Consider the following 22729-nt stretch of genomic DNA (forward strand, 5'->3'; position numbering starts at 1 on the left):
CGATCAACGAACGACACGCGCCATTGCAGGGGATTGCCATGCGCCTCGACGACCTCGATCCGACCAACAACGCCCGCGATCTCGGCAGCGGCGGCGGGGGTGGTGGCCTGAACCTGCTGGGCTTCCTGCCGCTGCTGCTCGGGCGCGGCGGTGGGATCGGCACGATCGTCATTCTCGGCATCGTCGCCTTCATGATGTTCGGCGGCGGGCTTGGCAGCATTCTCGGCGGCGGCAGCAGCCAGCAGGGCTCGCGCACCGGCGGCGGCAGCAGCGCGGCCGTCTGCACGACCGAGCGGCGCTTCTCGTGTCAGGTGATGGCCAGCACCGAGCAGACCTGGGGCAAGATCTTCCAGGAAGAAGGGCAGCGCTATCAGCCTGCTACGATCAATTTCTACAAGGGAAATGTCCAGTCGGGTTGCGGCGCTGCGTCCTCTACGGTCGGCCCCTTCTATTGCCCGGCGGACATGGGCGTCTATCTCGATACCGGCTTCTTCGACGAACTCGGCAATCGCTTCGGCGCGAAGGGCGACTTCGCCCAGGCTTATGTGATCGCGCACGAAGTCGGCCATCATATCCAGCGACTGTACGGCACCACCGAGCGTGTCAGCCGCCAGCAGCGCAGCGCCGGCGAAGCCGAAGGCAACGCCCTGTCGGTGAAGCTCGAACTCCAGGCCGACTGCTATGCCGGCGTCTGGGCGGCGCGGAACCGCAACCGGCTCGAGCCCGGCGACATCGAGGAAGGCATGACCGCGGCGAACGCGATCGGCGACGACACGCTGCAGAAGCAGGCACAGGGCACGGTTCGCCCCGAGAGTTTCACCCACGGCACGTCCGCCCAGCGCATGCAGTGGTTGCGCAAGGGGCTGGAGACCGGTGATCCGGGACAGTGCAACACCGGCGTGTGAGCGGGGTGTCCGCGGCAGAGACGGTGGATCGGGCCGCTCGGCTCGGCTAGGCCGTGGGGTATGAGCGATTCCGATACCACACCGCCCGAGGCACCTCGCCTCGCCTATCACCACACGCCGGGGACCGGTCCGACGATCGTCTTCCTGTCGGGCTATGCCTCGGACATGACCGGCACCAAGGCCGTCGCGCTCGAGGATTGGGCCAAGTCGCAGGGGCGGGCCTATCTTCGCTTCGACTATGCCGGCTGCGGCGCCAGCGAGGGTGAGTTCGAGAAGCAGACGCTCGCCGGCTGGCGCGACGACGCGCTGTACCTGATCGACACCCTGACCGAGGGGCCGGTGGTACTGGTCGGTTCGTCGATGGGCGGATGGGTAATGCTGATGGCGGCCAAGGCCCGCGCCGAGCGGATCGCCGGCCTGGTCGGCATCGCCGCGGCACCCGATTTCACCGACTGGGGCTTCTCCCAGACCGAGAAACTCCATTTGCTCCAGCATGGTCGCCTCGAAAAGCCGTCCGACTATTCGGACCAGCCGACGGTCACGACGCGCGCCTTCTGGGCCTCGGGCGAGGCGAACCGGATGATGATCGCCCCGATCGCTTTCGACGGGCCGGTGCGGCTGATCCAGGGGCAGCAGGACAAGGAAGTGCCGTGGGAACGCGCGGTGCGCCTGGCCGAGCTGATCCGTTCAGCGCAGGTGCAGACCTGGCTCATCAAGGACGGCGACCACCGCCTCTCGCGCGATACCGACATCGCGCTCATCATCCGCGGGGTCGAGGACGTGATTACATGCTTGCAACGCTCTTCCTGATGGCCGCCGTCCCGGCGCAGTCGGCGCCCGCGCCTGCCGCGACCGATCTCGACGCACGGCTCGACAAGTGCATCGACGCGACCGCTGCGGACCCGGTGGCCGGGGAGAAGGAAGCCGCGAAGTGGCGCACCGAAGGCGGCGGCTATCGAGCCCGGGTCTGTCTCGGCGTCGCCTATGCCAATCAGGAGCGGTGGGAATCGTCTGCCGGTGCGCTGGAGGAAGCGGCGCGCGAGGCGGAGACCGTGAAGGAGCCGCGAGTTGCGAGCTATTGGGCCCAGGCGGGCAATGCCTGGCTGGGTGCGGGCAAGGCCGATAAGGCCCGGTCTGCGCTCGATGCCGCGCTTGCGTCCGGATCGCTGACGGGGCTCGCACTGGGCGAGGCCTATCTCGACCGCGCCAGGGCACGTGTCGCGCTGGGCGACAATGACGGCGCCCGCAGCGACCTCGACCGTGCGCTGACCGACGCCGCGGAGGATCCGCTCGCCTGGCTGCTGTCGGCGACGCTCGCACGACGGATGAACGACCAGCAGCTGGCAAAGAAGCATATCGAAGAAGCGCTACGCCGTTCGCCGGAGGATGCCTCGGTCCAGCTCGAGGCCGGCAATGTCGCCGCGCTGATGCGGGACGAGCCGGGCGCTCGCGCCGCCTGGGCGCGCGCGATCGAACTGGCGCCCGGCAGCCCGCAGGCCAACGCCGCCCGCGTCGCGCTCGAACAGTTCGGCGCCGAGCAGTAAGGAAAGGGCCGCGCGGCGGGTGCCGCGCGGCCCTTCTACCGGATCGATTGCGGCTTAGAAGCGGTAGCCGAGGCCGAGCACGACCTGCTGGCGGGTGACGCCATAGTCATAGTCGGAATAGCGATATTCGCCGCGAACCAGCATGCCGTTGCCCGTCGCATATTCGACGCCAGCACCGAGGCGGAAGCCGCCGAAGTTCTCGCCATATTCGGTCTCGCCACCCGACGTCTCGCGAATGCGGGCATTGGTATAGCCGCCCTTGGCGTAGATCATCGCGTTCGGGCTGACCACAGCGCCGGCGCGCGCGCCCACATAGAGATCACGGCCTGCTTCGCTGCAGAAGGTGGAATAGCAGTCCTTCGTGGATGCGAAGGTGGCTTCGACCTCGCCGCCAATGACGAAGGTGTTGATCTGCTTGTTGTAGCCCAGCGCTGCGCCGAACACGACACCGTCAGCGACGTCCTCGACATTGTCGTAGCCGACAATGGCCGTTGCGGTCACGCCGGTGAAGGTCTCGGCAGCTTCGTCCTGAGCGAAGGCGGGCGTGGCGACAGTTGCGAGGGCAAGCGCCGTCGCTGCGAGAATGCGCATAGTTGTTCCTTTTGGACTTTTGTTGGTTTTGTTCTGTGTCGGACCGGACGGCCCGGGGCGCGATGTACGGATTTATTCGCGCTCGCAAAGAGCAATAGTTACTCAGGCGTGACGTTTATAGGAGAGTGTTGCTCGACTGCATCACCTCTTGATCGGCGCGCAACGCCATTGATGAGCGGCGGCCACATACCTGAACTCCGATTCGGGTTCGCTTGACCCCGGCGGCGAAGGCCGACTATCGCGGCGCCAACGAAAGCCCGGAGAGTCGCCACGATGAAGAAGCTCTATCCGAACGCCGAAGCAGCGCTGGAAGGGCTGCTGTTCGATGGCATGATGCTGTGCGCCGGCGGGTTCGGCCTGTGCGGCATTCCGGAGCGGCTGATCGACGCGATCCAGGCATCGGGCGTCAAGGACCTGACCATCGCCAGCAACAATGCCGGCATCGACAATGAGGGGCTGGGCAAGCTGCTGCGCAGCCGCCAAGTCAGGAAGATGATCTCCTCCTATGTGGGCGAGAACAAGGAATTCGAGCGGCAGTATCTCTCGGGCGAGCTCGAGGTCGAGTTCTGCCCCCAGGGCACGCTGGCCGAACGCTGCCGCGCTGGCGGCGCCGGCATTCCCGGTTTCTACACCAAGACCGGCGTCGGCACCCAGGTCGCCGAGGGGAAGGAAGTGAAGACCTTCGACGGCGAGGACTACATCCTCGAGCGCGGCATCCGCGCCGACGTGTCGATCATCAAGGGATGGAAGGCCGACGAAAGCGGCAACCTGATCTTCCGCAAGACCGCGCGCAACTTCAACCAGCCCATGGCCACCGCGGGCAGGGTCTGCGTCGCCGAGGTCGAGGAAGTCGTCCCCGTCGGCAGCCTCGATCCCGACCAGATCCATCTGCCCGGCATCTATGTGAAGCGGCTGATCGTCGGGTCGCCCTATGACAAGAAGATCGAGTTCCGCCTGACCCGGCCGCGCGAGACCGCCTGATGCGTCGGGCCGCCCTGCTCGGCATGACCTTGCTGACCGGCGTCGCCCTGTCGGGCTGCGTGGCGGCAGTGGCTGCGATCCCGGTCGCTGCGGGCGGGATGCTGGCGAAGAAGGGCCTCAGCGGCGGCAGCGACGAGCGCGCGCGCGAGCGGGACCCCGTTCCCTCGCCGAGCCCGACACCTGGCGCCAGCGCTCCGGGTGAAGGCGCGAAGGTCGAGCCGTTCCGGATCGTCGGCGTGGTCAACGGCCCGCTGCCGGGCCCCGGATCGCCCTTGCCGACCGTAGCGGGCCAACCCCAGGCGCGGCCTGCCGACACACCGCCGCCGGGCATGCAATATCTTTACGGCTCGGGCGAGGCGGCGGCGCTCAGCATCCAGGCCTATCAGGCGATGTGGGGCTATGTTCAGGCCCGCGTCGCCGACCGCAAGGCAGGGTTGGACGTGCGCAGCACAATCCTGTCCGAGACGGGCACGCTGGAAGTCCCGAAGTTCGTGCCGTGCGGGAAGAAGCCGCTCGCGGTCGTGTTCGACGTCGACGAGACGGTCCTGCTGAACCTCGGCTATGAGGCCGACGACGCGGTGCGCGGCACCGGCTATGACGATGCGCGCTGGCGCCGCTGGGAGCGGACCGGCGCGGAACAGGTCGCAGCGGTGCCCGGAGCGGTCGAGGCGATCGAGGGCATGCGGCGCGCGGGCGTGACGGTCGTGTTCAATTCGAACCGCTCGATCGGCAATGCCGACCGGACGGTCGCCGCGATCGAGGCGGCCGGGCTGGGGACGGCGAAGCTCGGCGACACGCTGTACCTGCGCGAGGACGGCCCGGGCCGCAGCGGCAAGGACAGCCGCCGCTGGGCGATCGCCGCCAGATATTGCGTTATCGCCCAGATGGGCGATCAGCTGGGCGACTTTACCGACCTGTTCAATCCGGGCGGCGTGCCGGTGCCGATCCGCCGCAACATGGCCAGCCAGACGATGATCGCCGCGATGTGGGGATCGGGCTGGTTCCTGCTGCCCAACCCGGTCTACGGCACCGGCCTCCACGGGAAGATGGACGACGTCTTTCCGCGCGACAAGCGCTGGACCGACCCGGGCGAGCAGCCGCCGATGTCTGCGCCTGCGCCGGCTCCCGATCCGGCTGCCGCGCCGGCGGTGCCGCAATGATTCGATCGACTCTCAACGCAAGGAAACGCTGATGCCCTGGACCCGCGACGACATGGCCGCCCGCGCCGCCCGCGAGCTCGAGGACGGTTTCTACGTCAATCTCGGCATCGGCATTCCCACCCTGGTCGCGAACCATATCCCGGCCGGGGTCGAGGTGACGCTGCAGTCGGAAAACGGCATGCTCGGCATCGGGCCCTTCCCCTATGAGGGCGAGGAGGATCCCGACCTGATCAATGCCGGCAAGCAGACGATCAGCGAGCTGCCCAGCTCGGTCTATTTCGGCTCGGAGCAGAGCTTCGCGATGATCCGCGGCGGCCATATCGACCTGACCGTGCTCGGCGCGATGGAGATCAGCGAGACCGGCGACATCGCCAACTGGATGATCCCGGGCAAGATGATCAAGGGCATGGGCGGCGCGATGGACCTCGTCGCCGGGGTCAAGAAGATCATCGTGGTGATGGAGCACAGCAGCAAGAATGGCGACCCGAAGTTCATCCCGGAGTGCAGCCTGCCGCTGACCGGACGGAATGTGGTCGACATGATCATCACCGATCTGGCGGTGTTCCAGCGCCCCGATCACGACTCGCCCTTCCGCCTGATCGAGCTCGCGCCGGGCGTGACCGAGGAAGAGGTCGCGGCCAGGACGACCGCCCGCTACGAGGCGCTGACGCCGGCCTGACGGCCGGCCCGGCGACGCCGCAGGCGCGCGATTGACGCATGCCCGCGCGAGGCATAGCGTCGTGTCATGATCGACTGGTTCCGCCGCCGCTATCTGGACCTGCTCGGGTCGATCTACCTCTATAACGAGCATCGCGGCTATACGAGCATCGACCGGGTGCTGGAGGCGGTGCGGGCGCGCTCGCCCGACGATCATGCCCTGATCGCGGCGATCGAGAAGCATCGTGCGGACGAGCGCAAACATTATCTCATGTTTCGCCGCTGGTTCGAGCGCCAGGGGCGGATGCCGCTGAAGGTCGACCGGACCTGCGGTCATATCGACCGCTTCGTCGAGATCATGTTCCGTCGGACGATCGACGCGCTCGATACCCGGGCGATCATCGCCGATGATGCCCAGTTCGAGAAGCTGTGCCGCGTCATAGCGCTGACCGAGCGGCGCGGACATCGCCAGGTCGACGTCCTGCTGAACCATCCGATCGTCCGCCGCGACCAGCGGCTGATGCGGATCTTCGGCATCATCCGGCGTGACGAACCGAGTCACTGGGCGCCCTATGAAGGCTGGCTCAAGGCGAATGGCAGGCGCGATCCGCGCTGGTGGGAGCGCGCGGTGGACGCTTTCGTCCATTCCGAACTGTTGCTGGTGAAGCTGCCTATGCTGTTCCTCAATCCCTGGGTGGCGCGCCGGAGCGACTGGGCGGACGCAGCGGAGCCGCTGCGGCAGGCGAGCGCGGTGCCTCACGCCGCCTGACCCGGGCTGAACCGGCGCCCGCATGGCTCCGCCTGGCGAAGGAAAGTTGCGGTGCGACTTGCGATCGCGCACGATTCGACTAGGAGCGCTGGCATGTCGAACCCGCGCACCTTGTATCAGAAGATTTGGGACGATCACGTCGTCGAACGTCGCGACGATGGCACGTGCCTGATCTATATCGACCGCCACCTGATCCATGAGGTCACCAGCCCCCAGGCGTTTGACGGCCTTCGCGCGGCCGGTCGCCGGGTGCGCCGGCCCGATCTTACGCTCGCGGTGCCCGACCATAATGTCCCGACCACGCCGCGCGTCGACGCGGCGGGACGCCGCCTGCCGATCGTCGATCCCGAAAGCGCCGAGCAGCTCGCCGCGCTGGAGCGCAACACGGCCGAATTCGGCATCCGCTATATCGACGCGATCGCCGCCGAGCAGGGCATCGTCCATGTCGTCGGTCCGGAACAGGGCTTCACCCTGCCGGGCACCACCCTGGTGTGCGGCGACAGCCACACCGCCGCGCACGGTGCGCTCGGCGCGCTGGCGTTCGGCATCGGCACCAGCGAGGTCGAGCATGTCTTCGCGACCCAGACGCTCCAGCTGCGCCAGTCCAAGGCGATGGAAATCCGCGTCGACGGCACACTGGGCTTCGCGGTCAGTCCCAAGGACGTGATCCTGGCGATCATCGGCCGGATCGGCGCGGCCGGTGGCACGGGTTATGTCATCGAATATACCGGCGACGTGTTCCGCGACATGTCGATCGAGGGGCGGCTGACCGTCTCGAACATGTCGATCGAGGGTGGTGCGCGCGCCGGGCTCGTCGCGCCGGACGAGAAGACGTTCGACTATCTCAAGGGCCGGCCGATGGCGCCGACGGGCGAGGCGTGGGACAAGGCGCTTGCCTATTGGCGCACGCTGCCCAGCGATACCGGCGCGGTCTATGACCGGGTCGAGCGGCTGTCGGCCAGCGAGATCGCGCCGTCGCTCACCTGGGGCACGAGCCCCGAGGATGTGGTGCCGATCACCGGCGTCGTTCCCGACCCGGACAGCTTCGCGGATCCCGCCAAGCGTGTCGCTGCGCGCAAGTCGCTCGACTATATGGGGCTGGCGCCGGGCACGGCGATGCAGGACGTTGCGATCGAGCATGTCTTCATCGGCAGCTGCACCAACAGCCGGATCGAGGACCTGCGCGCCGCGGCCGAGGTCGCGCGTGGCCGCCACGTCGCAGACGGTATCCGCCAGGCACTGATCGTCCCGGGGTCCGGTCTGGTGAAGCGTCAGGCCGAGGCCGAGGGTCTCGACCGCATCTTCCGCGAGGCGGGATTCGAATGGCGCGAGCCCGGCTGCTCGATGTGCCTGGCGATGAACCCGGACAAGGTGCCCAGCGGCGAACGTTGTGCTTCCACCTCCAACCGCAATTTTGTAGGGAGGCAGGGTCCGGGTGCCCGGACGCATCTGCTGTCGCCGGCAATGGCCGCGGCAGCGGCAGTAACCGGCCGGCTTACCGATGTCAGGGACCTGGTGTCCCGGCCGGCCTGAGTAAGGGGGATGCATGATGAAGCGAGTATTGGTGCTTCTGGTCGCAGGTACGATTCTCACCGGTGCGGCGGCGGCCTATGCCGCGTCCGCACGGCCCGCCAACGCCAATGGCACCGGCAAGCCCGAACCGACCGGTTCGTCGAAGGCCGGCGCCTTCTACTGATCGGTCTGCCGTCGCTTCGCGGCGGACGAGCGTTCGGAGGTCCGGCCTGTCGCTCGCACGCGCGGGTCCGGGGATCGGATCCGTCGCTCGTACTGCTTGGGAAGGGACTGTCATGAGTCTGATCGCGCTTGCCGCGGCCGTCGCTTTTGCCGCGCCGGTCAATTCCGTGCCGACGCCCGTCGCGCCTGCCGCCGTCGCCGCGGCGGCCGAGGTCAGATTGTGGCGAGTCGATTGCGGGTCGCTCAAATTCGCCAATTTCGCGCCGTTCAGCGATCGCGGCGACTATGACGGCCAGCCGCATGATCTGGTAGCCAGCTGCTACCTGATCAAGCATGGCGACGAATGGCTGTTGTGGGACACCGGGCTCAGCGGTTCGCTGGTCGGCAAGCCGTCCGAATCGGAAGGCACCGAATCCCGGCTGGACGAAACGATCGTGACGCAGATCGCCCGGCTGGGCGTCACGCCCGCCCAGGTGAAGTTCGTCGGGATCAGCCACAATCACTTCGATCATATCGGCCAGGCGGCCGACTTTCCCGGCTCGACCCTGCTGATCGGCAAGGCCGATTACGAGACGCTGGCGTCGGGCAAGGCGGATGGCCGGCGCGAGGCGATCGCGCCCTGGCTGAGCGAGGGCGCGAAGGTGATCAAGCTCGCCGGCGACCATGACGTGTTCGGCGACGGCAGCGTGACGATCCTGACGATGCCGGGCCACACCCCGGGCCATGCCGCGCTGCTGGTGCGCGTGACGGGCGGCGCGCCGGTGCTGCTGTCGGGCGACCAGTTCCACGCGCAGGAGAGTTTCGACAGGAACCTCGTCCCCGTGTTCAACACCGATCGCGTCCAGACGCTGGCCTCCAGCGACCGCTTCCGCGCGGTGGCCGCGAAGGAGAAGGCGGTGATCGTGATCCAGCACGAACCCGCCGATATCGCCAAGATCCCCGCCATTCCGAAAGCGAAGTGACCATGGAACCCGTCCGCATCGTCGAAGGCCGCGCCTATCCCTGGGGCGCCAAGAACATCGATACCGATGTGATCATCCCGGCGCACTGGCTGAAGACGACCAGCCGCAAGGGACTGGGCAGGGGCGCGTTCGAAACGGTGCGGGCCGAGCCCGGCAACCTGTTCGACGATCCCCGCTATGCGGGCGCGCCGATCCTGGTCGCGGGCGAGAATTTCGGCTGCGGGTCGAGCCGCGAACATGCCGCCTGGGCACTTGCGGACCTGGGCATCAAGGCGGTGATCGCGCCCAGCTTTTCCGACATCTTCTCGGGCAATGCGTTCAAGAACGGCATCGTTCCCGTCGTCCTGCCGCAGGAGGCGATCGACCGGCTGGTCGAGGTCGCCCGCGACAGCGAGATCACCGTTGACCTGGAGACGATGACCGTCACCACCCCGTTCCAGGATCGTTTCTCGTTCGACCTCGATCCCTTCCGCCGCGACTGCCTGATGCAGGGGCTGGACGAGATCGGCTTGACCTTGGCCCGCGATACCGCAATTTCGAAATTCGAAACGGGCGTGGCCGAATCTCGCCCGTGGATAACGGTTGGGAGCGGACATGAAGGCTTTGCTGTCGAAGGCACCGGGCGGACCTGAAACTCTAACGCTCGAGGATGTCGACGATCCCGTCGCCGGGCCGGGCCAGGTCGTGGTGGCGGTGAAGGCCTGTTCGATCAACTTTCCCGACGTCCTGATCATCGAGGACAAATATCAGTTCAAGCCGCCGCGCCCGTTCGCCCCGGGCAGCGAGATTTCGGGCACGATCGACAGCATCGGCGAAGGCGTGACCGGCTGGTCGGTCGGCGACCGGGTCCTGGCAATGACCGGTCATGGCGGCCTGTCGGAAAAGGTCGTGCTCGACGCCGCCCGCCTGTTCCGCCTGCCCGAGGGGCGCAGCTTCGCCGAGGGCGCGTCGCTGGTGCTCACCTATGGCACGACGATCCACGCATTGCTCGACCGCGGCCATCTGAAGGCGGGGCAGACGCTGCTGGTGCTGGGCGCGGCGGGCGGCGTCGGGCTCGCCGCGATCGAACTGGGCAAGGCCTATGGCGCCCGCGTCGTCGCCGCGGTCTCGTCCGAGGAAAAGGCGGAGGCGGCACGCGCCGCGGGTGCCGACGAGACGATCGTCTATCCGCGCGGGCCGTTCGACAAGGAGCAGTCCAAGGCGCTGGCCGAGCAGTTCAAGGCGGCGGTCGGCCGTAACGGCGCTGATGTCATCTACGATCCGGTCGGTGGCGACTATGCCGAGCCCGCGCTGCGCTCGATCGGCTGGGAGGGGCGCTATCTGGTCGTCGGCTTCCCCGCGGGCATTCCGAAACTGCCGCTCAACCTGACCCTGCTGAAGAGCTGCGACGTGTGCGGCGTCTTCTGGGGCGCCTTCGCCGCGCGCGATCCGCAGGCCAACGCCGCACATATCGAGACCCTGTTCCGCCTGTGGGAGCAAGGCCGCATCGGCCCGCGCGTCTCGGAGACCTTCGCCTTCGCCGATGGCGGCAAGGCGATTGCCAAAATGGCCGCGCGCGGGGCGATCGGAAAGCTGGTGGTGACGGTGGGAGAATAGCGCCCTGCTCGGGTCTTCAGGATGAGGGAGGCGGCTGACCTCGTCTGGATGACTCAGCATCTGCAAAGCGGGCCTGCTCCGATGGGAGGTTGCCTCGCGACGGTCCCCCACCTATCTCGTGCGAAACCACAGCCAAGGGGTAGCCATGACCACGTTCGACGATCGCGAAAAGGCATTCGAGGCGAAGTTCGCCCGCGACGAGGATATGGCCTTTCGCATCACCGCGCGCCGCAACCGGCTGCTCGGCCAGTGGGCGGCGGTTCAGATGAAGCTGACGCCCGAAGAGACCGACGCCTATGCCAAGGCGGTCGTCCAGGCCGATTTCGAGGAAGCCGGCGACGAGGACGTCATCCGCAAGCTGCTGGGCGATCTGCTCGCGGCCGGCGTCGATACCGACGATGCGACCGTCCGCCGCGCGGTCGAGGCGCAGACCGTCGAGGCCCGCCGCCAGCTGATGGAAGCCCAGTAACATGCCGATGGCCGCTGCCGAGATCGAGGAACTGATCCGTGCCGGGATCCCCGATGCGCGGGTCGAAATCACCGATCTGGCCGGCGACGGCGATCATTACGCTGCGCGCGTGGTCAGCCCGATGTTCAAGGGCATGCCGCGCGTTCGCCAGCATCAGGCAGTCTATGCCGCGCTCGGCGGCCGGATGGGGGGCGTGCTTCACGCGCTTCAGCTGACCACCGAAGCGCCGACGACCGAGGAGTGAGTATCGTGACCGACGACGTGCAGGCCCGCATCCAGGAACTGGTCGACAAGAACAATGTCCTGCTCTTCATGAAGGGCAGCCCGCTCTTTCCGCAATGCGGCTTCTCCAGCCGCGCGATCGCGATCCTCAACCATCTCGAGGTCGAGTTCGAGACGGTCGACGTGCTGCAGGACCAGGGCATCCGCCAGGGCATCAAGGCGTTCTCCGACTGGCCGACCATCCCCCAGCTCTACGTGAAGGGCGAATTCGTCGGCGGTTCGGACATCATGATGGAAATGTACGAGAGCGGCGAACTGTCGCAGCTTCTCGCGGATTCGGGCGCCAAGGCTGCCTGAGCCGACCTCGCGGGCGGGGTGATCCCCGCCCGCACGGGCCGTGTCGAACGGCTTCAGCGCGCCACGCGCGCATCGCCAAAGATCCAGGGCAGCAACCGCGCCATGTTGCGGGCATCGTCGATGCCGCGATGCGCGGTGCCTTCGAACCTCAACCCGGCCATCTTCAGTCCGGACCCCAGGCCCGGCCCCTTGGCCAGCCGCTGGCGCCGCCCGAACGCGCGCTTCAGGTTCAGGTGATCTCCGCCGAACGGGTAGGGCAGGTCGTGATAGGCGCAATCCTGCTGCAGCTGCTTGCGGTCATAATCGCCCCACGAACAGAATAGCGGCGCGCCATGCGGTCGTAACCAGGCATCAAGTGCCGACATCATGTCCGCAAATCCGGGTGCGGACTCGACGTCAGCCTGGGTTATCGTGGTCAGCTTCGTGCAGAACGGGGTCAGCGTCGCATGACGGACGGGGCGAACGAAGCTCTGGAAATCGTCCACGACGGCGAATGTCGCGGCATCCGCCAGCACCGCGCCGATCTCGATGATCTCCATCTCGTCACGCGGCACCGCGCCATCGTCGGAACAGGTCGCCTCGAAGTCTATGATCAGCAACTGGTCGTGGGTCATGTGTGCGGGTCCCGCCCTTATCGTTCGTCATCCCGGCCGTAGTGCCGGGATCTACCGGGAGGCAAATCCCGGGGCCGAGGGTGTATGTCGAACCGCCGAGTCCTGCCCCCGGGCTAGCCGCCTGCACTGCCGCACGGTCTGACTGGGGCGGCCAGGCCCCCCGGTACCGCGGTCCCGGTGACCGCTGCGCCTACCCCCCGATCTCGGTCCCGCCCTTCCACATCTTCAGCACCTTGCCCTCGACGGGGGTCCCGTCGAACGGCGTGTTGCCGGCCTTCGCCGCCATCTTCTCGGCGTCGACCTGCCAGGCGAGGGTCGGGTTGATCAGGATGAAGTCGGCCGGTCGACCGGGCGCGAGTATGCCCGCATCGATGCCCAGCACGCGCGCGGGGTTGGCGGCGAGCAACTCGAACAGCCGCTCCAGCGTGATCGTGCCGTTGTGGACCAGCATCATGCCCAGCGCGAACAGCGTCTCCGCGCCGGACATGCCGGGTTCCGCATCGGCGAAGGGCAGGCGCTTTTCCTCGGGCCCGCGCGGGTCGTGGCCCGATGCGAGCACGTCGATCGTCCCGTCCGCCAGCGCCGCAAGCGCGGCCTGGCGATCCGCCTCGTCGCGCAGCGGCGGCGAAAGCCGGGCATAGGTGCGGAAGTCCGAGACCGCGATGTCCGACAGCAGCAGATGCGCCGGGGTGATGCCACAGGTGACCGCAACGCCGCGCGCCTTCGCCCGGCGGATCAGGTCGAACCCCGCCGCCGTGGTGACCTGGCGGAAATGGAGCCGCGCGCCGGTATCCTCGGCCAGCATCACGTCGCGCGCGATCGCCAGCGCCTCGGCCACCGCGGGCGCCGCGGACAGGCCCAGCCGCATCGCCGTCTCGCCCTCGGTCGCGACCGCGTCGCCCGCCAGACCGGCATCCTCGGCATGGGCGATCACGGTCAGGTCGCAGTCGCGGGCATAGGCGAGCACCTTGCGCATGACTCCCGAATCGGCGATCCCGCGCCGCCCGGTCGCTACCGCGCGCGCCCCGGCCGCCTGGTTGATCGCCATCTCGGCCAGATCCTTGCCCTGAAGCCCGCGCGTCGCTGCGGCGAGGGGATGGACCCACAATTCGGGCTTGCCCATCAGCGCGGCGCGGCGGATGATCCCGGGGTCGTCGAGGATCGGCGACTGGTCGGGCATCAGCCCGACGCGGGTGATCCCGCCGGCGCGGCACGCCGCCGGATCGACGGCGAACACGCCCAGGTCGATGATGCCCGGCGCGATGATCCCGCCGCCGCGCGCCAGGGTGCGGCAATCGACCGTCTCGGCATCCTGCATCTCGGCCGCGTCGACGATGAGGTCGCCGCGAACGGCCAGCCGGTCGCCTCCGCCCAGCACCTGCGTGTTGGCGTAGATCCGCGTCATGCCCAGCCCTCGATTCCGCGCTCGCGGCGCGTCAGCACGTCGAGGCAGGCCATCCGCACCGCCACGCCCATTTCCACCTGCTCGGTGATCGCCGATCGCTCGGGATGGTCCGCCACCGACGAGGTGATCTCGATCCCGCGGTTCATCGGACCGGGGTGCATCACCAGCGCATCGGGCCTGGCGCGTTCCAGCCGCTCGGGCGTCAGGCCGTACAGCTCGTGATATTCGCGCGTCGAGGGAATGTAGGCGCCGTTCATCCGCTCGTTCTGAAGGCGCAGCATCATCACCACGTCGGCGCCGTCCAGCGCCTTGTCGAAGCTGGTGAAGGGCGTGACGCCCATCCGCTCGATCGCTGCCGGCATCAGCGTCGACGGTGCGACCACGCGCACCTCTGCGGCGAGCGCGGTCAGCGACAGCATGTTCGATCGTGCGACGCGGCTGTGCAGGATGTCGCCGCAGATCACGACGCGCTGTCCCGCGATGCTGCCGCGGCGGCGACGGATGGTAAGCGCGTCGAGCAGCGCCTGCGTCGGATGCTCGTGCCAGCCGTCACCCGCATTCAGCACCGGGCAGTCGACCTTGTCGGCGATTAGCTGGACCGCGCCCGAGCTGGAATGGCGGATCACGATCACGTCGGCGCGCATCGCGTTCAGCGTGACCGCGGTGTCGATCAGCGTCTCGCCTTTCTTCACGCTCGACTGGGCGGCATGCATGTTGACGACGTCCGCGCCCAGCCGCTTGCCGGCGATCTCGAACGACAGCAGCGTGCGCGTCGAATTCTCGAAAAAGGCATTGATCTGGGTAAGGCCGGCCAGCCTCTTGTCGACGCGGGCGCGGTCGCGATTGGCCTCGACCCATTGTTCCGCCTCGTCGAGCAGGAACAGGATCTGGTGCGGCTCCAGTCCCGCAATGCCGGTGAGGTGCCGGTGCGGGAAGACGGCGCCGCCCGGGATCTGGGCGGCGGGGCGATGATCGGATGCTGACATTAAAGGCGCGGGTTAATCGCGCGGACGCGCAGTGGCAAGCCGATCCGCCTCAGCCGGCCATCAGCGCGTCGATCGCCCCTTGCAGGATATAGGCGGCGGCCATCTTGTCGATCAGTTCGGCGCGCTTGGCGCGGCTGGCATCCTGTTCGATCAGCGTGCGCTCGACCGCGACCGTCGACCAGCGCTCGTCCCACAGGAAGATCGGCAGGCCCATATCGTCGAGGTTGCGGGCAAAGGCGCGGGTCGACTGAGTCCGCGGCGAATCGCTGCCGTCCAGGTTCAGCGGCAGGCCGATGACGATGCCCTTCACCTGCTGCTCGGCGATCAACTGCGCCAGCGCTGCCTTGTCCTTGCTGAACTTCGACCGGCGGATCAGGAGGGCAGGGGAGGCGAAGCTCCATCCGGCATCGCACAGCGCCGTGCCGATCGTCTTCGTCCCGACGTCCAGGCCGATCAGCCGGCCGCCCTCGGGCAGTGCCTCGCGATAGGGCGTTCGATCGGTGGTGATCATGACGCGCGCGCGCCATAGGCGGCCATGCGCCGCGCGGCATCGGCGCGGACATTGCCCCAGAACAGGCTGAAGTCGAACGCGTGGTAGTTCTGGCCGGGCAGGACGTAGGGGCCCATGTCCGGCAGGTTCGACCCGAGCAACAGGAATCCGCGGCCATCGCAGCGCGCGGGGACGAGGCCCGTTTGCAACGTCGCGTTGCTGAGGTCCTTGGTCGGGATCAGCGTGCCGAGATTGGCGGTTGCCGGTGCCGAGCCGCCAGCCGCGCCGGTCAGCGGATTGGTGCACACCATCTGCGTGCCGGCGCGAGGCTGGCCGGTATAGCCGGCGCTCGCGTCGAACAGATCCGTCACGATGCTGGTGTCGGTCGCCTCGCCCAGCTCGGCCGAGGGCTCGCCGAAGCTTTGCCACGACAACAGGCACCCCGCCTCATCCGGCCTGGCGCAGGCGGGCAGGCCCATGCGCGGCAGGTCGGCGGTGATCGAGACGGGCCAGCCGACCACATAGGCCGCGACGATCCGCTTCGCGATCGGCTTGCCCGCGATCCGATCGACCAGAATGCGCGACAGGTGCAGCGCGCCCTGGCTGTGGCCCGCCAGGATGATCGGGCGATCGCCCGCTTCCTTCACGAACTGATCGAACGCGGCCAGAACGTCGCGATAGGCGAAGTCCAGCGCCTTGCCCGCCTCGGCCTTGGTCGTCAGGAAGGCGCCGAATGTCGCCTGGCGATAGCGCGGTGCCCAGATCGCGCCGACGCCGTTGAAGGCGCTGGCCTGCGCCCGCAGGAACAGCTCGGCCCGGGCATTGGCCTCGACATTGTCGAGCGCGGCATTCCACTGGCTGCCGTCGAACATGCTGGTGGGGTGGATGAAGAAGACCGCGGCGGGCGGGTCGGTCGCGACGCCCTGGCCCTCGGGCACCCACAGCGCGGGATTGCCGGGCATGTCGGGCCGCGCGAGCCACAGCGCCTTGTTCGAATAGTCGCCGGGCGGCGGCAGCGTCACGACCTCGGCGCTCGGCACCAGCGCCGCGCGCATCAGTTGCGGGCCCCAGAATCGATAGGTGAAGGCCGCGGCAAGCGCGAGCACGATCAATATCGCGATTGCGTAGAGGAACTTGCGAGCCAAGCGGGACCCTTCATCATGCGACGCGGGACGATCGCCGGCGCGGTGCCGCCGTCTCCTGAGCCATGGGCGCTGCGTATGCAACCGGCTTTGTCCGCGCGCCGGCCTGCATCTGATCTGCATGGCAAATCCATTTTACTTACCTGCCTCAATCGGGGAGGCTGCGGGTTCAGGAGGGGCGATAATGAACGACACGCCGACAATGCCGGGCCATCCGATCGAGGAGGCGCCGCGCCATGCCGACTGGCCGCATCGCCCCTTGCTGCTGGCGCTGCTCGGTCTTGCGACCGGGCTGGTCGTCCATCTGCTGCTGGGCAACGAACCCCTCTACGGGGTCAGTCCGAGCGCGCTGACGCTTGCGCTGGTCGCGGCGGTCACCGTCACCGCCGGCCTTGTCGCCTTCACCATCGAGCGCAAGCTGTGGTGGACCTCGATCGCTTTCTCGGCGGCAATGGGGGTCCTGACCGGCCTGGTCGTCTGGTGGAATGGCGGTCCGCAGGACTGGAGTGGCGGCGACGGCTGGCGCACGGTCAGCCTGTTCCTCGGCATCGCCATCGCCGCGCCGCTGTACCAGGCGGCGCGCGACGAGGGGCGGCGGCGCTTCCCCTATGCCTCGGTGCACGACCATGCCTGGACCAATGTCGTCCTGTGGTTCGCCTGCTGGGCGTTCGTCGGCGTGGTCTTCGCGCTGATGTACCTGCTCGCGGCATTGTTCGACCTCATCAAGCTGGATTTCCTCAAGGAGCTGCTCGAACGGAACTGGTTCTGGCGCAGCCTGATCGGTCTGGCATTCGGCGGTGCGGTGGGGCTGTTCCGCGAACATGACCGCGTCGTCCACCTGCTCCAGCGGGTGCTGGCGACCGTCCTCGCCGTGCTGGCGCCGGTCCTTGCGCTCGGACTGGTCCTGTTCGTTCTCGCGCTGCCCTTCACCGGGCTCGGCTCGCTGTGGGAGGCGACTCGCGCCACCACGCCGCTGCTGCTCGGCTGCATCATCGGCGCGCTGATCCTGGCAAACGCCGTCATTGGCAGTGACGACGCGGAAGAGCGCCGCTCGCCCCCGCTGCGCTACGGCGCGATGGGGCTCGCCCTGGTGATGCTGCCGCTGGCGGTGATCGCCGCAGTCGCGACCGGGCTGCGCATCGGCCAATATGGCTTCACGCCGGACCGGCTCTGGGGGCTGACCTTCGTGGTCATCGCCTGTGCCTATGGCCTGGTCTATCTCGTCTCGCTGGTCCGTGGACGGCTGAACTGGACGACCTATGTCCGCCCGGCCAACCTCAACCTCGCCTTCGGCTTGTGCGGTCTCGCCCTGCTGCTGGCGACTCCGCTGGTCAGCTTCAACGCGATCTCGACGCGCGATCAGGTCGCAAGGCTCGAATCCGGTCGTACCCCGGTCGAGCGGTTCGACTGGCGCGCGCTGGCCTTCGAATTCGGCGAGCCCGGCCGCAAGGCGCTGGAGCGGCTGAAGCGTTCGGCCAACGCCGCGATCCGCGCCAAGGCGACCGAGGTTGGCGCGGCGGAAACACGCAGCCAGGTGCAACAGGAGGACGAAAAGCTTGCCCGGCGCGACGGGCTTGTGGGCCGCGTACGGATACTGCCTGTAGGCACCAGCCTCCCGGTCGAACTACGCAACCTGATTGCGGATGACGACGAGTGCCGAGGGCCGAACGACCATGAGGTCTGCACGCTGTCGCTGATGCCCGGTGGCACCGAGGCCTTGCTGTTCGAAAACAGCTGCTTCGCACCATATGAGAAGCAGCCCCCGTCCACAGGGCCCGGGGTGATCCCGTCGGAGGACTATTGCGTCCGTCGCTATGCGATCAAGGAAGGTCGCTGGCAGGCGCCTGAATCACGCCTCGCTCGACCTCCCGCTGCTCGTTCGGCAGCGCGAGACACGGGTTATCGCGACGGCAAGATCGAGGTCCGCCCGGTTCAGCGGCGCCAGGTCTTTGTCGGCGGCGTGCCGGTGGGCGACGCTTTCGAGTGAGTTTGCGCAACCGGTGCTTGATGCGATGGGGCCGCGACTGCTAGGCGCGGCCCCATGTCCGTAGATACCGCCACCGTGAAAAAGGTCGCGAGCCTGGCCCGGATCGCGATCAGCGATGCCGATGCCGACCGGCTCGTGCCAGAACTCAACAACATCCTCGGCTGGATCGAGCAGCTCGGCGAGGTCGACACCTCGTCGGTCGAGCCGATGACCGCCGTCATCCCCAATACGCTGCGCCTGCGCGCCGATGTGGTGACCGAGGGCAATCAGCGCGACGCCGTGCTGCAGAACGCGCCGCAGGGCGAGCATGGTTTCTTCACCGTGCCGAAGGTGGTCGAATGAGCCGCGATCTGACCGATCTGGGCGTTGCGGGCATCCGCGACGGCTTCCGTGGCGGCGATTTCTCGGCGCGCGAAGTTGCCGATGCCTTCATCGCGAAGGTCGGCGGCGCAAAGGCGCTGAACGCCTTCATCGTCGAGACGCCCGACCACGCAATCGCCGCCGCGACGGCCGCGGACGAGGCGCGTGCGAAGGGCGAGGCGCCGAAGCCGCTGGCCGGCGTGCCGATCGGCATGAAGGACCTGTTCGCGACCAAGGGCGTCCAGACCACTGCCGCCAGCCATATGCTGGAGGGGTTCAAGCCGGTCTATGAATCGACCGTCTCGCAGAAATTGTGGGATGCGGGTGCCGGCATGCTCGGCAAGCTCAACCTCGACCAGTTCGCGATGGGCTCGTCGAACGAGACCAGCTATTTCGGCAACGTCATCTCGCCCTGGCGGCGCAGCGACGGCGGCAACGCGCCGCTGGCGCCGGGCGGATCGTCGGGCGGCAGTTCGTCGGCGATCGCGGCGCGCCTGTGCCCGGCGGCGACCGGCACCGACACCGGCGGCTCGATCCGCCAGCCCGCCGCCTTCACCGGCATTTCGGGCATCAAGCCGACCTATGGCCGCTGCTCGCGCTGGGGCGTCGTCGCCTTCGCCTCGTCGCTCGACCAGGCCGGGCCGATGGCGCGCGACGTGCGCGACTGCGCGATCATGCTCGAGGCGATGGCCGGGTTCGACGCGAAGGATTCGACGTCGCTGAACCTGCCGGTGCCGCAGTGGGAAGCGGGCCTCTCGCCCGACATGACCGGCAAGCGGATCGGCATTCCCAGGGAATATCGCGTCGACGGCATGCCGCAGGACATTGCCGACCTGTGGGAACGCGGCATCGCGTGGATGAAGGATGCCGGCGCCGAGATCGTCGAGGTCTCGCTGCCGCACACCAGATATGCGCTGCCGGCCTATTACATCATCGCGCCGGCGGAGGCCTCGTCCAACCTCGCGCGCTATGACGGCGTGCGCTACGGCCTGCGCGAGCTGCCCGAGCAACTGAAGACCGATAAGCCGCTCGACGAGATGTACGCGGCGACGCGTGCCGCCGGCTTCGGCGACGAGGTCAAGCGCCGCATCCTGATCGGCACCTATGTGCTCTCGGCCGGCTTCTACGACGCCTATTACACCCAGGCGCAGAAGGTGCGGGCGCTGATCGCGCGCGATTTCGAGAATGCCTGGACGGTGTGCGACTATCTGCTGACGCCGACCGCGCCGAGCGCCGCCTTCGCGCTGGGCGAGAAATCGGCCGATCCGATCGCCATGTACCTCAACGATGTGTTCACCGTACCGTCCAGCCTGGCGGGCCTGCCCGCCATGTCGGTGCCCGGCGGCCTCGACAAGGACGGGCTGCCGCTCGGTCTTCAGGTCATCGGCCGTCCGCTCGACGAGCAGGGCGTGCTGAACGCGGGCCTGGCGCTCGAACAACGCGCGGGCTTCACCGCCCGGCCCGACGCCTGGTGGTAGGATGAGCTGGCTCGGCGACATCGTCGGCCAGCTGATCGGCGAAGCGATCGTCGAGCTGTTCAAGGGCAAGCGCGGCAAGCGGCGCCCGGCGGGCAGGGGTGGTCCGAGCGAAGCCATATTGCGGCAAGGACGCCGCAAACGAACGAAGAAGAGCGCAAGATGACCGAATCAACCTACCGCGTTCATGGCGCAACCGGCGAATGGGAGGTCGTGATCGGCCTGGAAGTCCATGCCCAGGTCACGTCCAACGCCAAGCTGTTCTCGGGCGCATCGACCGCGTTCGGTGCCGAGCCGAACAGCCAGGTCAGCCTGATCGACGCGGCGATGCCCGGCATGCTGCCGACCCCGAACGCCGAGTGCATCCGCCAGGCGGTCCGCACCGGCATCGCGCTGGGTGCGGTGGTCAACAAATGGTCGCGCTTCGACCGCAAGAATTATTTCTACGCCGATCTGCCGCAGGGCTATCAGATCAGCCAGCTCTACCACCCGCTGGTGGGCGAGGGGGCGCTGGACATCAGCCTGGACGAGAAGAATCCCGATGCCGAGGTCAAGACGATCGGCATCGAGCGGATCCATGTCGAGCAGGACGCCGGCAAGCTGATGCACGACCAGCATCCGAACCGCTCCTATGTCGATCTCAACCGCGCCGGTGTTGCGCTGATGGAGATCGTCTCGCGTCCCGACATGCGCTCGCCGCAGGAGGCGGGCGCCTATCTCAGCAAGCTGCGCTCGATCCTGCGCTATGTCGGCTCGTGCGACGGCAACATGGACCAGGGCTCGATGCGTGCCGACGTCAACGTCAGCGTGCGCAAGCCCGGCGACGAACTGGGTACCCGCACCGAGACGAAGAACGTCAACTCGGTCCGCTTCGTGATGCAGGCGATCGAGACCGAGGCGAAGCGCCAGGTCGAGCTGATCGAGGGCGGCGGCCGCGTCGTCCAGGAAACGCGCCTGTTCGATCCGGACACCGGCACGACCCGCTCGATGCGCTCGAAGGAAGACGCGCACGACTATCGCTACTTCCCCGATCCCGACCTGCTGCCGCTCGAACTGGACGACAGCTTCCTCGAGGAATGCCGCGCCAGCCTGCCCGAATTGCCCGACGCCAAGCGTCGCCGCTACGAAAGCGACCTGGGCCTGACCGCCTATAACGCCGCGGTGCTGACCGCCGACGCCGACACCGCCCGCTGGTTCGAGGCGCTGCTGGCCGAAGGCGCGCGGATCCAGGGCAAGGGCGAGCAGGAAGTCGCCCGCGCCAGCGCCAACTGGCTGCTGTCCGACCTGTACGGTGCGCTCAACCGCCTCGGCAAGGATCTCGACACCAGCCCGGTCAGCCCGGTGCAGGGCGCCGAACTGCTGGCGCTCGCCGCCGACGGCACGCTCTCGGGCCCGCTGGCCAAGCAGGTGTTCGAGATCATGCTCGAGACTGGCGACGGCGCCGGGAAGATCGTCGAGGAGCGCGGGCTGAAGCAGACCAGCGACACCGGCGCGATCGAGGCGGTGATCGCCGAGGTCATGGCCAAGAACCCGAACCAGCTGGAACAGTATCGCGGCGGCAAGGAAGCCCTGTTCGGCTTCTTCGTTGGCCAGACGATGAAGGCGATGGCGGGCAAGGCCAATCCGGCGGTGGTCAACGAGCTGCTGAAGAAGGCGCTGGGCTAAGGCCCGGCGCCGCGTCGACCGGCCTTAGAACCGTGCGCTGCTCTCCAGCGCCGCAATCACGCTGACGCACGCAATGCCCAGCGCGGCGCCGGTTCGTGCGGGCAGCCCCGTGTCGGGCGATCCAGCGGTAACGATCACGGCATGGAAGACCGTCCCAGCCAAGGCACCGCCCCCGCCCATCGTGAACAGCACCGGCCATGCCTCGGGGTCCAAGATCGTCCCGCTGACGAGGAGGGCGCCAGCGACCGTTCCCGCCAGGACGGCGTTGCGCCAACCCCGACGCCCGTCACGCCTCGAGACATGATAGATCGGTAGTCCGATCACAAATCCCATGAGCAGCACGAGAAAGCCGATCAGTGGGTAAAGCTGCGGCACGCCGACGAACCAGGTGAGCAGGGCAGTCGCACACACCGAAGACGCGATCAGCGCGATCGGCACCGTCGTCCACCCGGGAAGGCACCTCGAGGCTGTGCCGCTCACAGCGCGACCAGTTCGCTGCGCGGCGGCAGCCGCTCGGGCGTCCGGACGTTCCAGGCCAAGCCCGACCGTTCGAGCAGGCGGATGAAGGTGAATCCTAGCGCGGATCGACATTCAACGTAACCAGATCATGGCGGCGGCGAGATGGATAAAGCCGGCGAAGTGGATAGAGCGACGATCATATCGTGTGGCAAAGCGCCGGAAATGCTTGAGGCGGCCA

Annotated in this window: 27 protein-coding genes; 20 read left to right on the forward strand and 7 right to left on the reverse strand. The window is 67.6% G+C overall.

Going from position 1 to position 22729, the window contains the following annotated elements:
- Positions 1–38: 38 nt before the first annotated feature.
- Genes ypfJ through TPR58_RS19655 form a run of 3 tightly spaced genes read left to right on the forward strand, consistent with a single transcriptional unit; the run spans position 39 to position 2449 of the window.
- Positions 39–905: a KPN_02809 family neutral zinc metallopeptidase gene (gene ypfJ, locus TPR58_RS19645; protein WP_346248455.1), complete on the forward strand. Its 867-nt coding sequence runs from the start codon at positions 39–41 to the stop codon at positions 903–905.
- A 60-nt stretch (positions 906–965) separates the two neighbouring features.
- Entirely contained in the window at positions 966–1715 is a 750-nt protein-coding gene (locus TPR58_RS19650) for an alpha/beta fold hydrolase (RefSeq protein WP_346248456.1), read from the forward strand.
- Complete coding sequence (locus TPR58_RS19655; protein ID WP_346248457.1) at positions 1694–2449, forward strand: tetratricopeptide repeat protein; 756 nt, start codon at positions 1694–1696, stop codon at positions 2447–2449. Before TPR58_RS19650 ends, TPR58_RS19655 begins: the two co-directional genes overlap by 22 nt.
- A 54-nt stretch (positions 2450–2503) precedes the next feature.
- Here the strand turns inward: TPR58_RS19655 and TPR58_RS19660 are convergent, their stop codons facing one another.
- Complete coding sequence (locus TPR58_RS19660; protein WP_346248458.1) at positions 2504–3040, reverse strand: outer membrane protein; 537 nt, start codon at positions 3038–3040, stop codon at positions 2504–2506.
- A 273-nt stretch (positions 3041–3313) separates the two neighbouring features.
- On the opposite strand from TPR58_RS19660, the gene TPR58_RS19665 reads away from it, so the two are divergent.
- The 12 genes from TPR58_RS19665 to grxD all read left to right on the forward strand — a co-directional run bounded on the left by TPR58_RS19665 (position 3314) and on the right by grxD (position 11908).
- Positions 3314–4021 carry a CoA transferase subunit A gene (locus TPR58_RS19665; protein WP_346248459.1) on the forward strand — a complete coding sequence of 236 codons (708 nt, stop codon included), beginning with the start codon at positions 3314–3316 and terminating at the stop codon, positions 4019–4021.
- Entirely contained in the window at positions 4021–5181 is a 1161-nt protein-coding gene (locus tag TPR58_RS19670; RefSeq protein WP_346248460.1) for a 5'-nucleotidase, lipoprotein e(P4) family, read from the forward strand. Before TPR58_RS19665 ends, TPR58_RS19670 begins: the two co-directional genes overlap by 1 nt.
- A gap of 31 nt (positions 5182–5212) precedes the next feature.
- Entirely contained in the window at positions 5213–5860 is a 648-nt protein-coding gene (locus TPR58_RS19675; protein WP_346248461.1) for a 3-oxoacid CoA-transferase subunit B, read from the forward strand.
- 66 nt (positions 5861–5926) lie between these two features.
- A complete protein-coding gene (locus TPR58_RS19680) occupies positions 5927–6607 on the forward strand; it encodes a ferritin-like domain-containing protein (protein ID WP_346248462.1) in 681 nt (226 codons plus the stop codon).
- Positions 6608–6700: 93 nt separating this feature from the next.
- Positions 6701–8140, forward strand: coding sequence for a 3-isopropylmalate dehydratase large subunit (leuC, locus tag TPR58_RS19685; RefSeq protein WP_346248463.1), 1440 nt, complete (start codon positions 6701–6703; stop codon positions 8138–8140).
- Positions 8141–8153: 13 nt separating this feature from the next.
- Entirely contained in the window at positions 8154–8303 is a 150-nt protein-coding gene (locus TPR58_RS19690; protein WP_346248464.1) for a hypothetical protein, read from the forward strand.
- Positions 8304–8415: 112 nt separating this feature from the next.
- The gene (locus TPR58_RS19695; protein WP_346248465.1) at positions 8416–9264 is read left to right on the forward strand and encodes an N-acyl homoserine lactonase family protein; all 849 of its coding nucleotides are present in this window, start codon (positions 8416–8418) and stop codon (positions 9262–9264) included.
- 2 nt (positions 9265–9266) lie between these two features.
- Complete coding sequence (leuD, locus tag TPR58_RS19700; RefSeq protein ID WP_346248466.1) at positions 9267–9896, forward strand: 3-isopropylmalate dehydratase small subunit; 630 nt, start codon at positions 9267–9269, stop codon at positions 9894–9896.
- Positions 9859–10860 carry an NADPH:quinone oxidoreductase family protein gene (locus TPR58_RS19705; protein ID WP_346248468.1) on the forward strand — a complete coding sequence of 334 codons (1002 nt, stop codon included), beginning with the start codon at positions 9859–9861 and terminating at the stop codon, positions 10858–10860. The genes leuD and TPR58_RS19705 overlap by 38 nt, the downstream gene beginning before the upstream one ends.
- 145 nt (positions 10861–11005) lie before the next feature.
- A complete protein-coding gene (locus TPR58_RS19710; protein ID WP_346248469.1) occupies positions 11006–11329 on the forward strand; it encodes a DUF1476 domain-containing protein in 324 nt (107 codons plus the stop codon).
- Position 11330: 1 nt separating this feature from the next.
- Complete coding sequence (locus TPR58_RS19715; RefSeq protein ID WP_346248470.1) at positions 11331–11573, forward strand: BolA family protein; 243 nt, start codon at positions 11331–11333, stop codon at positions 11571–11573.
- Positions 11574–11578: 5 nt separating this feature from the next.
- The gene (gene grxD / locus TPR58_RS19720; RefSeq protein WP_346248471.1) at positions 11579–11908 is read left to right on the forward strand and encodes a Grx4 family monothiol glutaredoxin; all 330 of its coding nucleotides are present in this window, start codon (positions 11579–11581) and stop codon (positions 11906–11908) included.
- A gap of 53 nt (positions 11909–11961) precedes the next feature.
- Here the strand turns inward: grxD and TPR58_RS19725 are convergent, their stop codons facing one another.
- The 5 genes from TPR58_RS19725 to TPR58_RS19745 all read right to left on the reverse strand — a co-directional run bounded on the left by TPR58_RS19725 (position 11962) and on the right by TPR58_RS19745 (position 16548).
- Positions 11962–12522, reverse strand: coding sequence for a 3'-5' exonuclease (locus TPR58_RS19725; RefSeq protein WP_346248472.1), 561 nt, complete (start codon positions 12520–12522; stop codon positions 11962–11964).
- Positions 12523–12712: 190 nt separating this feature from the next.
- Positions 12713–13927, reverse strand: coding sequence for a dihydroorotase (locus TPR58_RS19730; RefSeq protein ID WP_346248473.1), 1215 nt, complete (start codon positions 13925–13927; stop codon positions 12713–12715).
- Positions 13924–14913: an aspartate carbamoyltransferase catalytic subunit gene (locus tag TPR58_RS19735; RefSeq protein ID WP_346248474.1), complete on the reverse strand. Its 990-nt coding sequence runs from the start codon at positions 14911–14913 to the stop codon at positions 13924–13926. Before TPR58_RS19735 ends, TPR58_RS19730 begins: the two co-directional genes overlap by 4 nt.
- 49 nt (positions 14914–14962) lie before the next feature.
- Complete coding sequence (gene ruvX / locus TPR58_RS19740; protein WP_346248475.1) at positions 14963–15424, reverse strand: Holliday junction resolvase RuvX; 462 nt, start codon at positions 15422–15424, stop codon at positions 14963–14965.
- Positions 15421–16548 carry a DUF3089 domain-containing protein gene (locus TPR58_RS19745; RefSeq protein ID WP_346248476.1) on the reverse strand — a complete coding sequence of 376 codons (1128 nt, stop codon included), beginning with the start codon at positions 16546–16548 and terminating at the stop codon, positions 15421–15423. Before TPR58_RS19745 ends, ruvX begins: the two co-directional genes overlap by 4 nt.
- A 181-nt stretch (positions 16549–16729) precedes the next feature.
- Between TPR58_RS19745 and TPR58_RS19750 the strand changes: the two genes are divergently transcribed.
- The 5 genes from TPR58_RS19750 to gatB are packed head-to-tail and all read left to right on the forward strand — an operon-like array spanning position 16730 to position 22032.
- A complete protein-coding gene (locus TPR58_RS19750) occupies positions 16730–18532 on the forward strand; it encodes a DUF4153 domain-containing protein (protein ID WP_346248477.1) in 1803 nt (600 codons plus the stop codon).
- A gap of 54 nt (positions 18533–18586) precedes the next feature.
- Entirely contained in the window at positions 18587–18874 is a 288-nt protein-coding gene (gene gatC / locus TPR58_RS19755; RefSeq protein ID WP_110149025.1) for an Asp-tRNA(Asn)/Glu-tRNA(Gln) amidotransferase subunit GatC, read from the forward strand.
- Positions 18871–20370: an Asp-tRNA(Asn)/Glu-tRNA(Gln) amidotransferase subunit GatA gene (gene gatA / locus TPR58_RS19760; RefSeq protein ID WP_346248478.1), complete on the forward strand. Its 1500-nt coding sequence runs from the start codon at positions 18871–18873 to the stop codon at positions 20368–20370. Before gatC ends, gatA begins: the two co-directional genes overlap by 4 nt.
- Before the next feature lies 1 nt (position 20371).
- A complete protein-coding gene (locus TPR58_RS19765) occupies positions 20372–20533 on the forward strand; it encodes a hypothetical protein (protein ID WP_346248479.1) in 162 nt (53 codons plus the stop codon).
- Positions 20530–22032 (forward strand): Asp-tRNA(Asn)/Glu-tRNA(Gln) amidotransferase subunit GatB, encoded by a 1503-nt coding sequence (gatB, locus tag TPR58_RS19770; RefSeq protein WP_346248480.1) that lies wholly within the window; start codon positions 20530–20532, stop codon positions 22030–22032. Before TPR58_RS19765 ends, gatB begins: the two co-directional genes overlap by 4 nt.
- Before the next feature lie 24 nt (positions 22033–22056).
- On the opposite strand, the gene TPR58_RS19775 is transcribed toward gatB, so the two are convergent.
- The gene (locus TPR58_RS19775; RefSeq protein WP_346248481.1) at positions 22057–22470 is read right to left on the reverse strand and encodes a hypothetical protein; all 414 of its coding nucleotides are present in this window, start codon (positions 22468–22470) and stop codon (positions 22057–22059) included.
- Between the last annotated feature and the right edge of the window lie 259 nt (positions 22471–22729).

Source organism: Sphingomonas rustica (assembly GCF_039652585.1).
Classification (GTDB): Bacteria; Pseudomonadota; Alphaproteobacteria; order Sphingomonadales; family Sphingomonadaceae; genus Sphingomonas; species Sphingomonas rustica.

Bases quoted from the DNA above. Each gene is read 5' to 3' on its own strand.
- ypfJ (WP_346248455.1), top strand. From the start codon at position 39: ATGCGCCTCGACGACCTCGATCCGACCAACAACGCCCGCGATCTCGGC.
- TPR58_RS19650 (WP_346248456.1), top strand. From the start codon at position 966: ATGAGCGATTCCGATACCACACCGCCCGAGGCACCTCGCCTCGCCTAT.
- TPR58_RS19655 (WP_346248457.1), top strand. From the start codon at position 1,694: ATGCTTGCAACGCTCTTCCTGATGGCCGCCGTCCCGGCGCAGTCGGCG.
- TPR58_RS19660 (WP_346248458.1), bottom strand. From the start codon at position 3,040: ATGCGCATTCTCGCAGCGACGGCGCTTGCCCTCGCAACTGTCGCCACG.
- TPR58_RS19665 (WP_346248459.1), top strand. From the start codon at position 3,314: ATGAAGAAGCTCTATCCGAACGCCGAAGCAGCGCTGGAAGGGCTGCTG.
- TPR58_RS19670 (WP_346248460.1), top strand. From the start codon at position 4,021: ATGCGTCGGGCCGCCCTGCTCGGCATGACCTTGCTGACCGGCGTCGCC.
- TPR58_RS19675 (WP_346248461.1), top strand. From the start codon at position 5,213: ATGCCCTGGACCCGCGACGACATGGCCGCCCGCGCCGCCCGCGAGCTC.
- TPR58_RS19680 (WP_346248462.1), top strand. From the start codon at position 5,927: ATGATCGACTGGTTCCGCCGCCGCTATCTGGACCTGCTCGGGTCGATC.
- leuC (WP_346248463.1), top strand. From the start codon at position 6,701: ATGTCGAACCCGCGCACCTTGTATCAGAAGATTTGGGACGATCACGTC.
- TPR58_RS19690 (WP_346248464.1), top strand. From the start codon at position 8,154: ATGATGAAGCGAGTATTGGTGCTTCTGGTCGCAGGTACGATTCTCACC.
- TPR58_RS19695 (WP_346248465.1), top strand. From the start codon at position 8,416: ATGAGTCTGATCGCGCTTGCCGCGGCCGTCGCTTTTGCCGCGCCGGTC.
- leuD (WP_346248466.1), top strand. From the start codon at position 9,267: ATGGAACCCGTCCGCATCGTCGAAGGCCGCGCCTATCCCTGGGGCGCC.
- TPR58_RS19705 (WP_346248468.1), top strand. From the start codon at position 9,859: ATGAAGGCTTTGCTGTCGAAGGCACCGGGCGGACCTGAAACTCTAACG.
- TPR58_RS19710 (WP_346248469.1), top strand. From the start codon at position 11,006: ATGACCACGTTCGACGATCGCGAAAAGGCATTCGAGGCGAAGTTCGCC.
- TPR58_RS19715 (WP_346248470.1), top strand. From the start codon at position 11,331: ATGCCGATGGCCGCTGCCGAGATCGAGGAACTGATCCGTGCCGGGATC.
- TPR58_RS19725 (WP_346248472.1), bottom strand. From the start codon at position 12,522: ATGACCCACGACCAGTTGCTGATCATAGACTTCGAGGCGACCTGTTCC.
- TPR58_RS19730 (WP_346248473.1), bottom strand. From the start codon at position 13,927: ATGACGCGGATCTACGCCAACACGCAGGTGCTGGGCGGAGGCGACCGG.
- TPR58_RS19735 (WP_346248474.1), bottom strand. From the start codon at position 14,913: ATGTCAGCATCCGATCATCGCCCCGCCGCCCAGATCCCGGGCGGCGCC.
- ruvX (WP_346248475.1), bottom strand. From the start codon at position 15,424: ATGATCACCACCGATCGAACGCCCTATCGCGAGGCACTGCCCGAGGGC.
- TPR58_RS19750 (WP_346248477.1), top strand. From the start codon at position 16,730: ATGAACGACACGCCGACAATGCCGGGCCATCCGATCGAGGAGGCGCCG.
- gatC (WP_110149025.1), top strand. From the start codon at position 18,587: ATGTCCGTAGATACCGCCACCGTGAAAAAGGTCGCGAGCCTGGCCCGG.
- gatA (WP_346248478.1), top strand. From the start codon at position 18,871: ATGAGCCGCGATCTGACCGATCTGGGCGTTGCGGGCATCCGCGACGGC.
- TPR58_RS19765 (WP_346248479.1), top strand. From the start codon at position 20,372: ATGAGCTGGCTCGGCGACATCGTCGGCCAGCTGATCGGCGAAGCGATC.
- gatB (WP_346248480.1), top strand. From the start codon at position 20,530: ATGACCGAATCAACCTACCGCGTTCATGGCGCAACCGGCGAATGGGAG.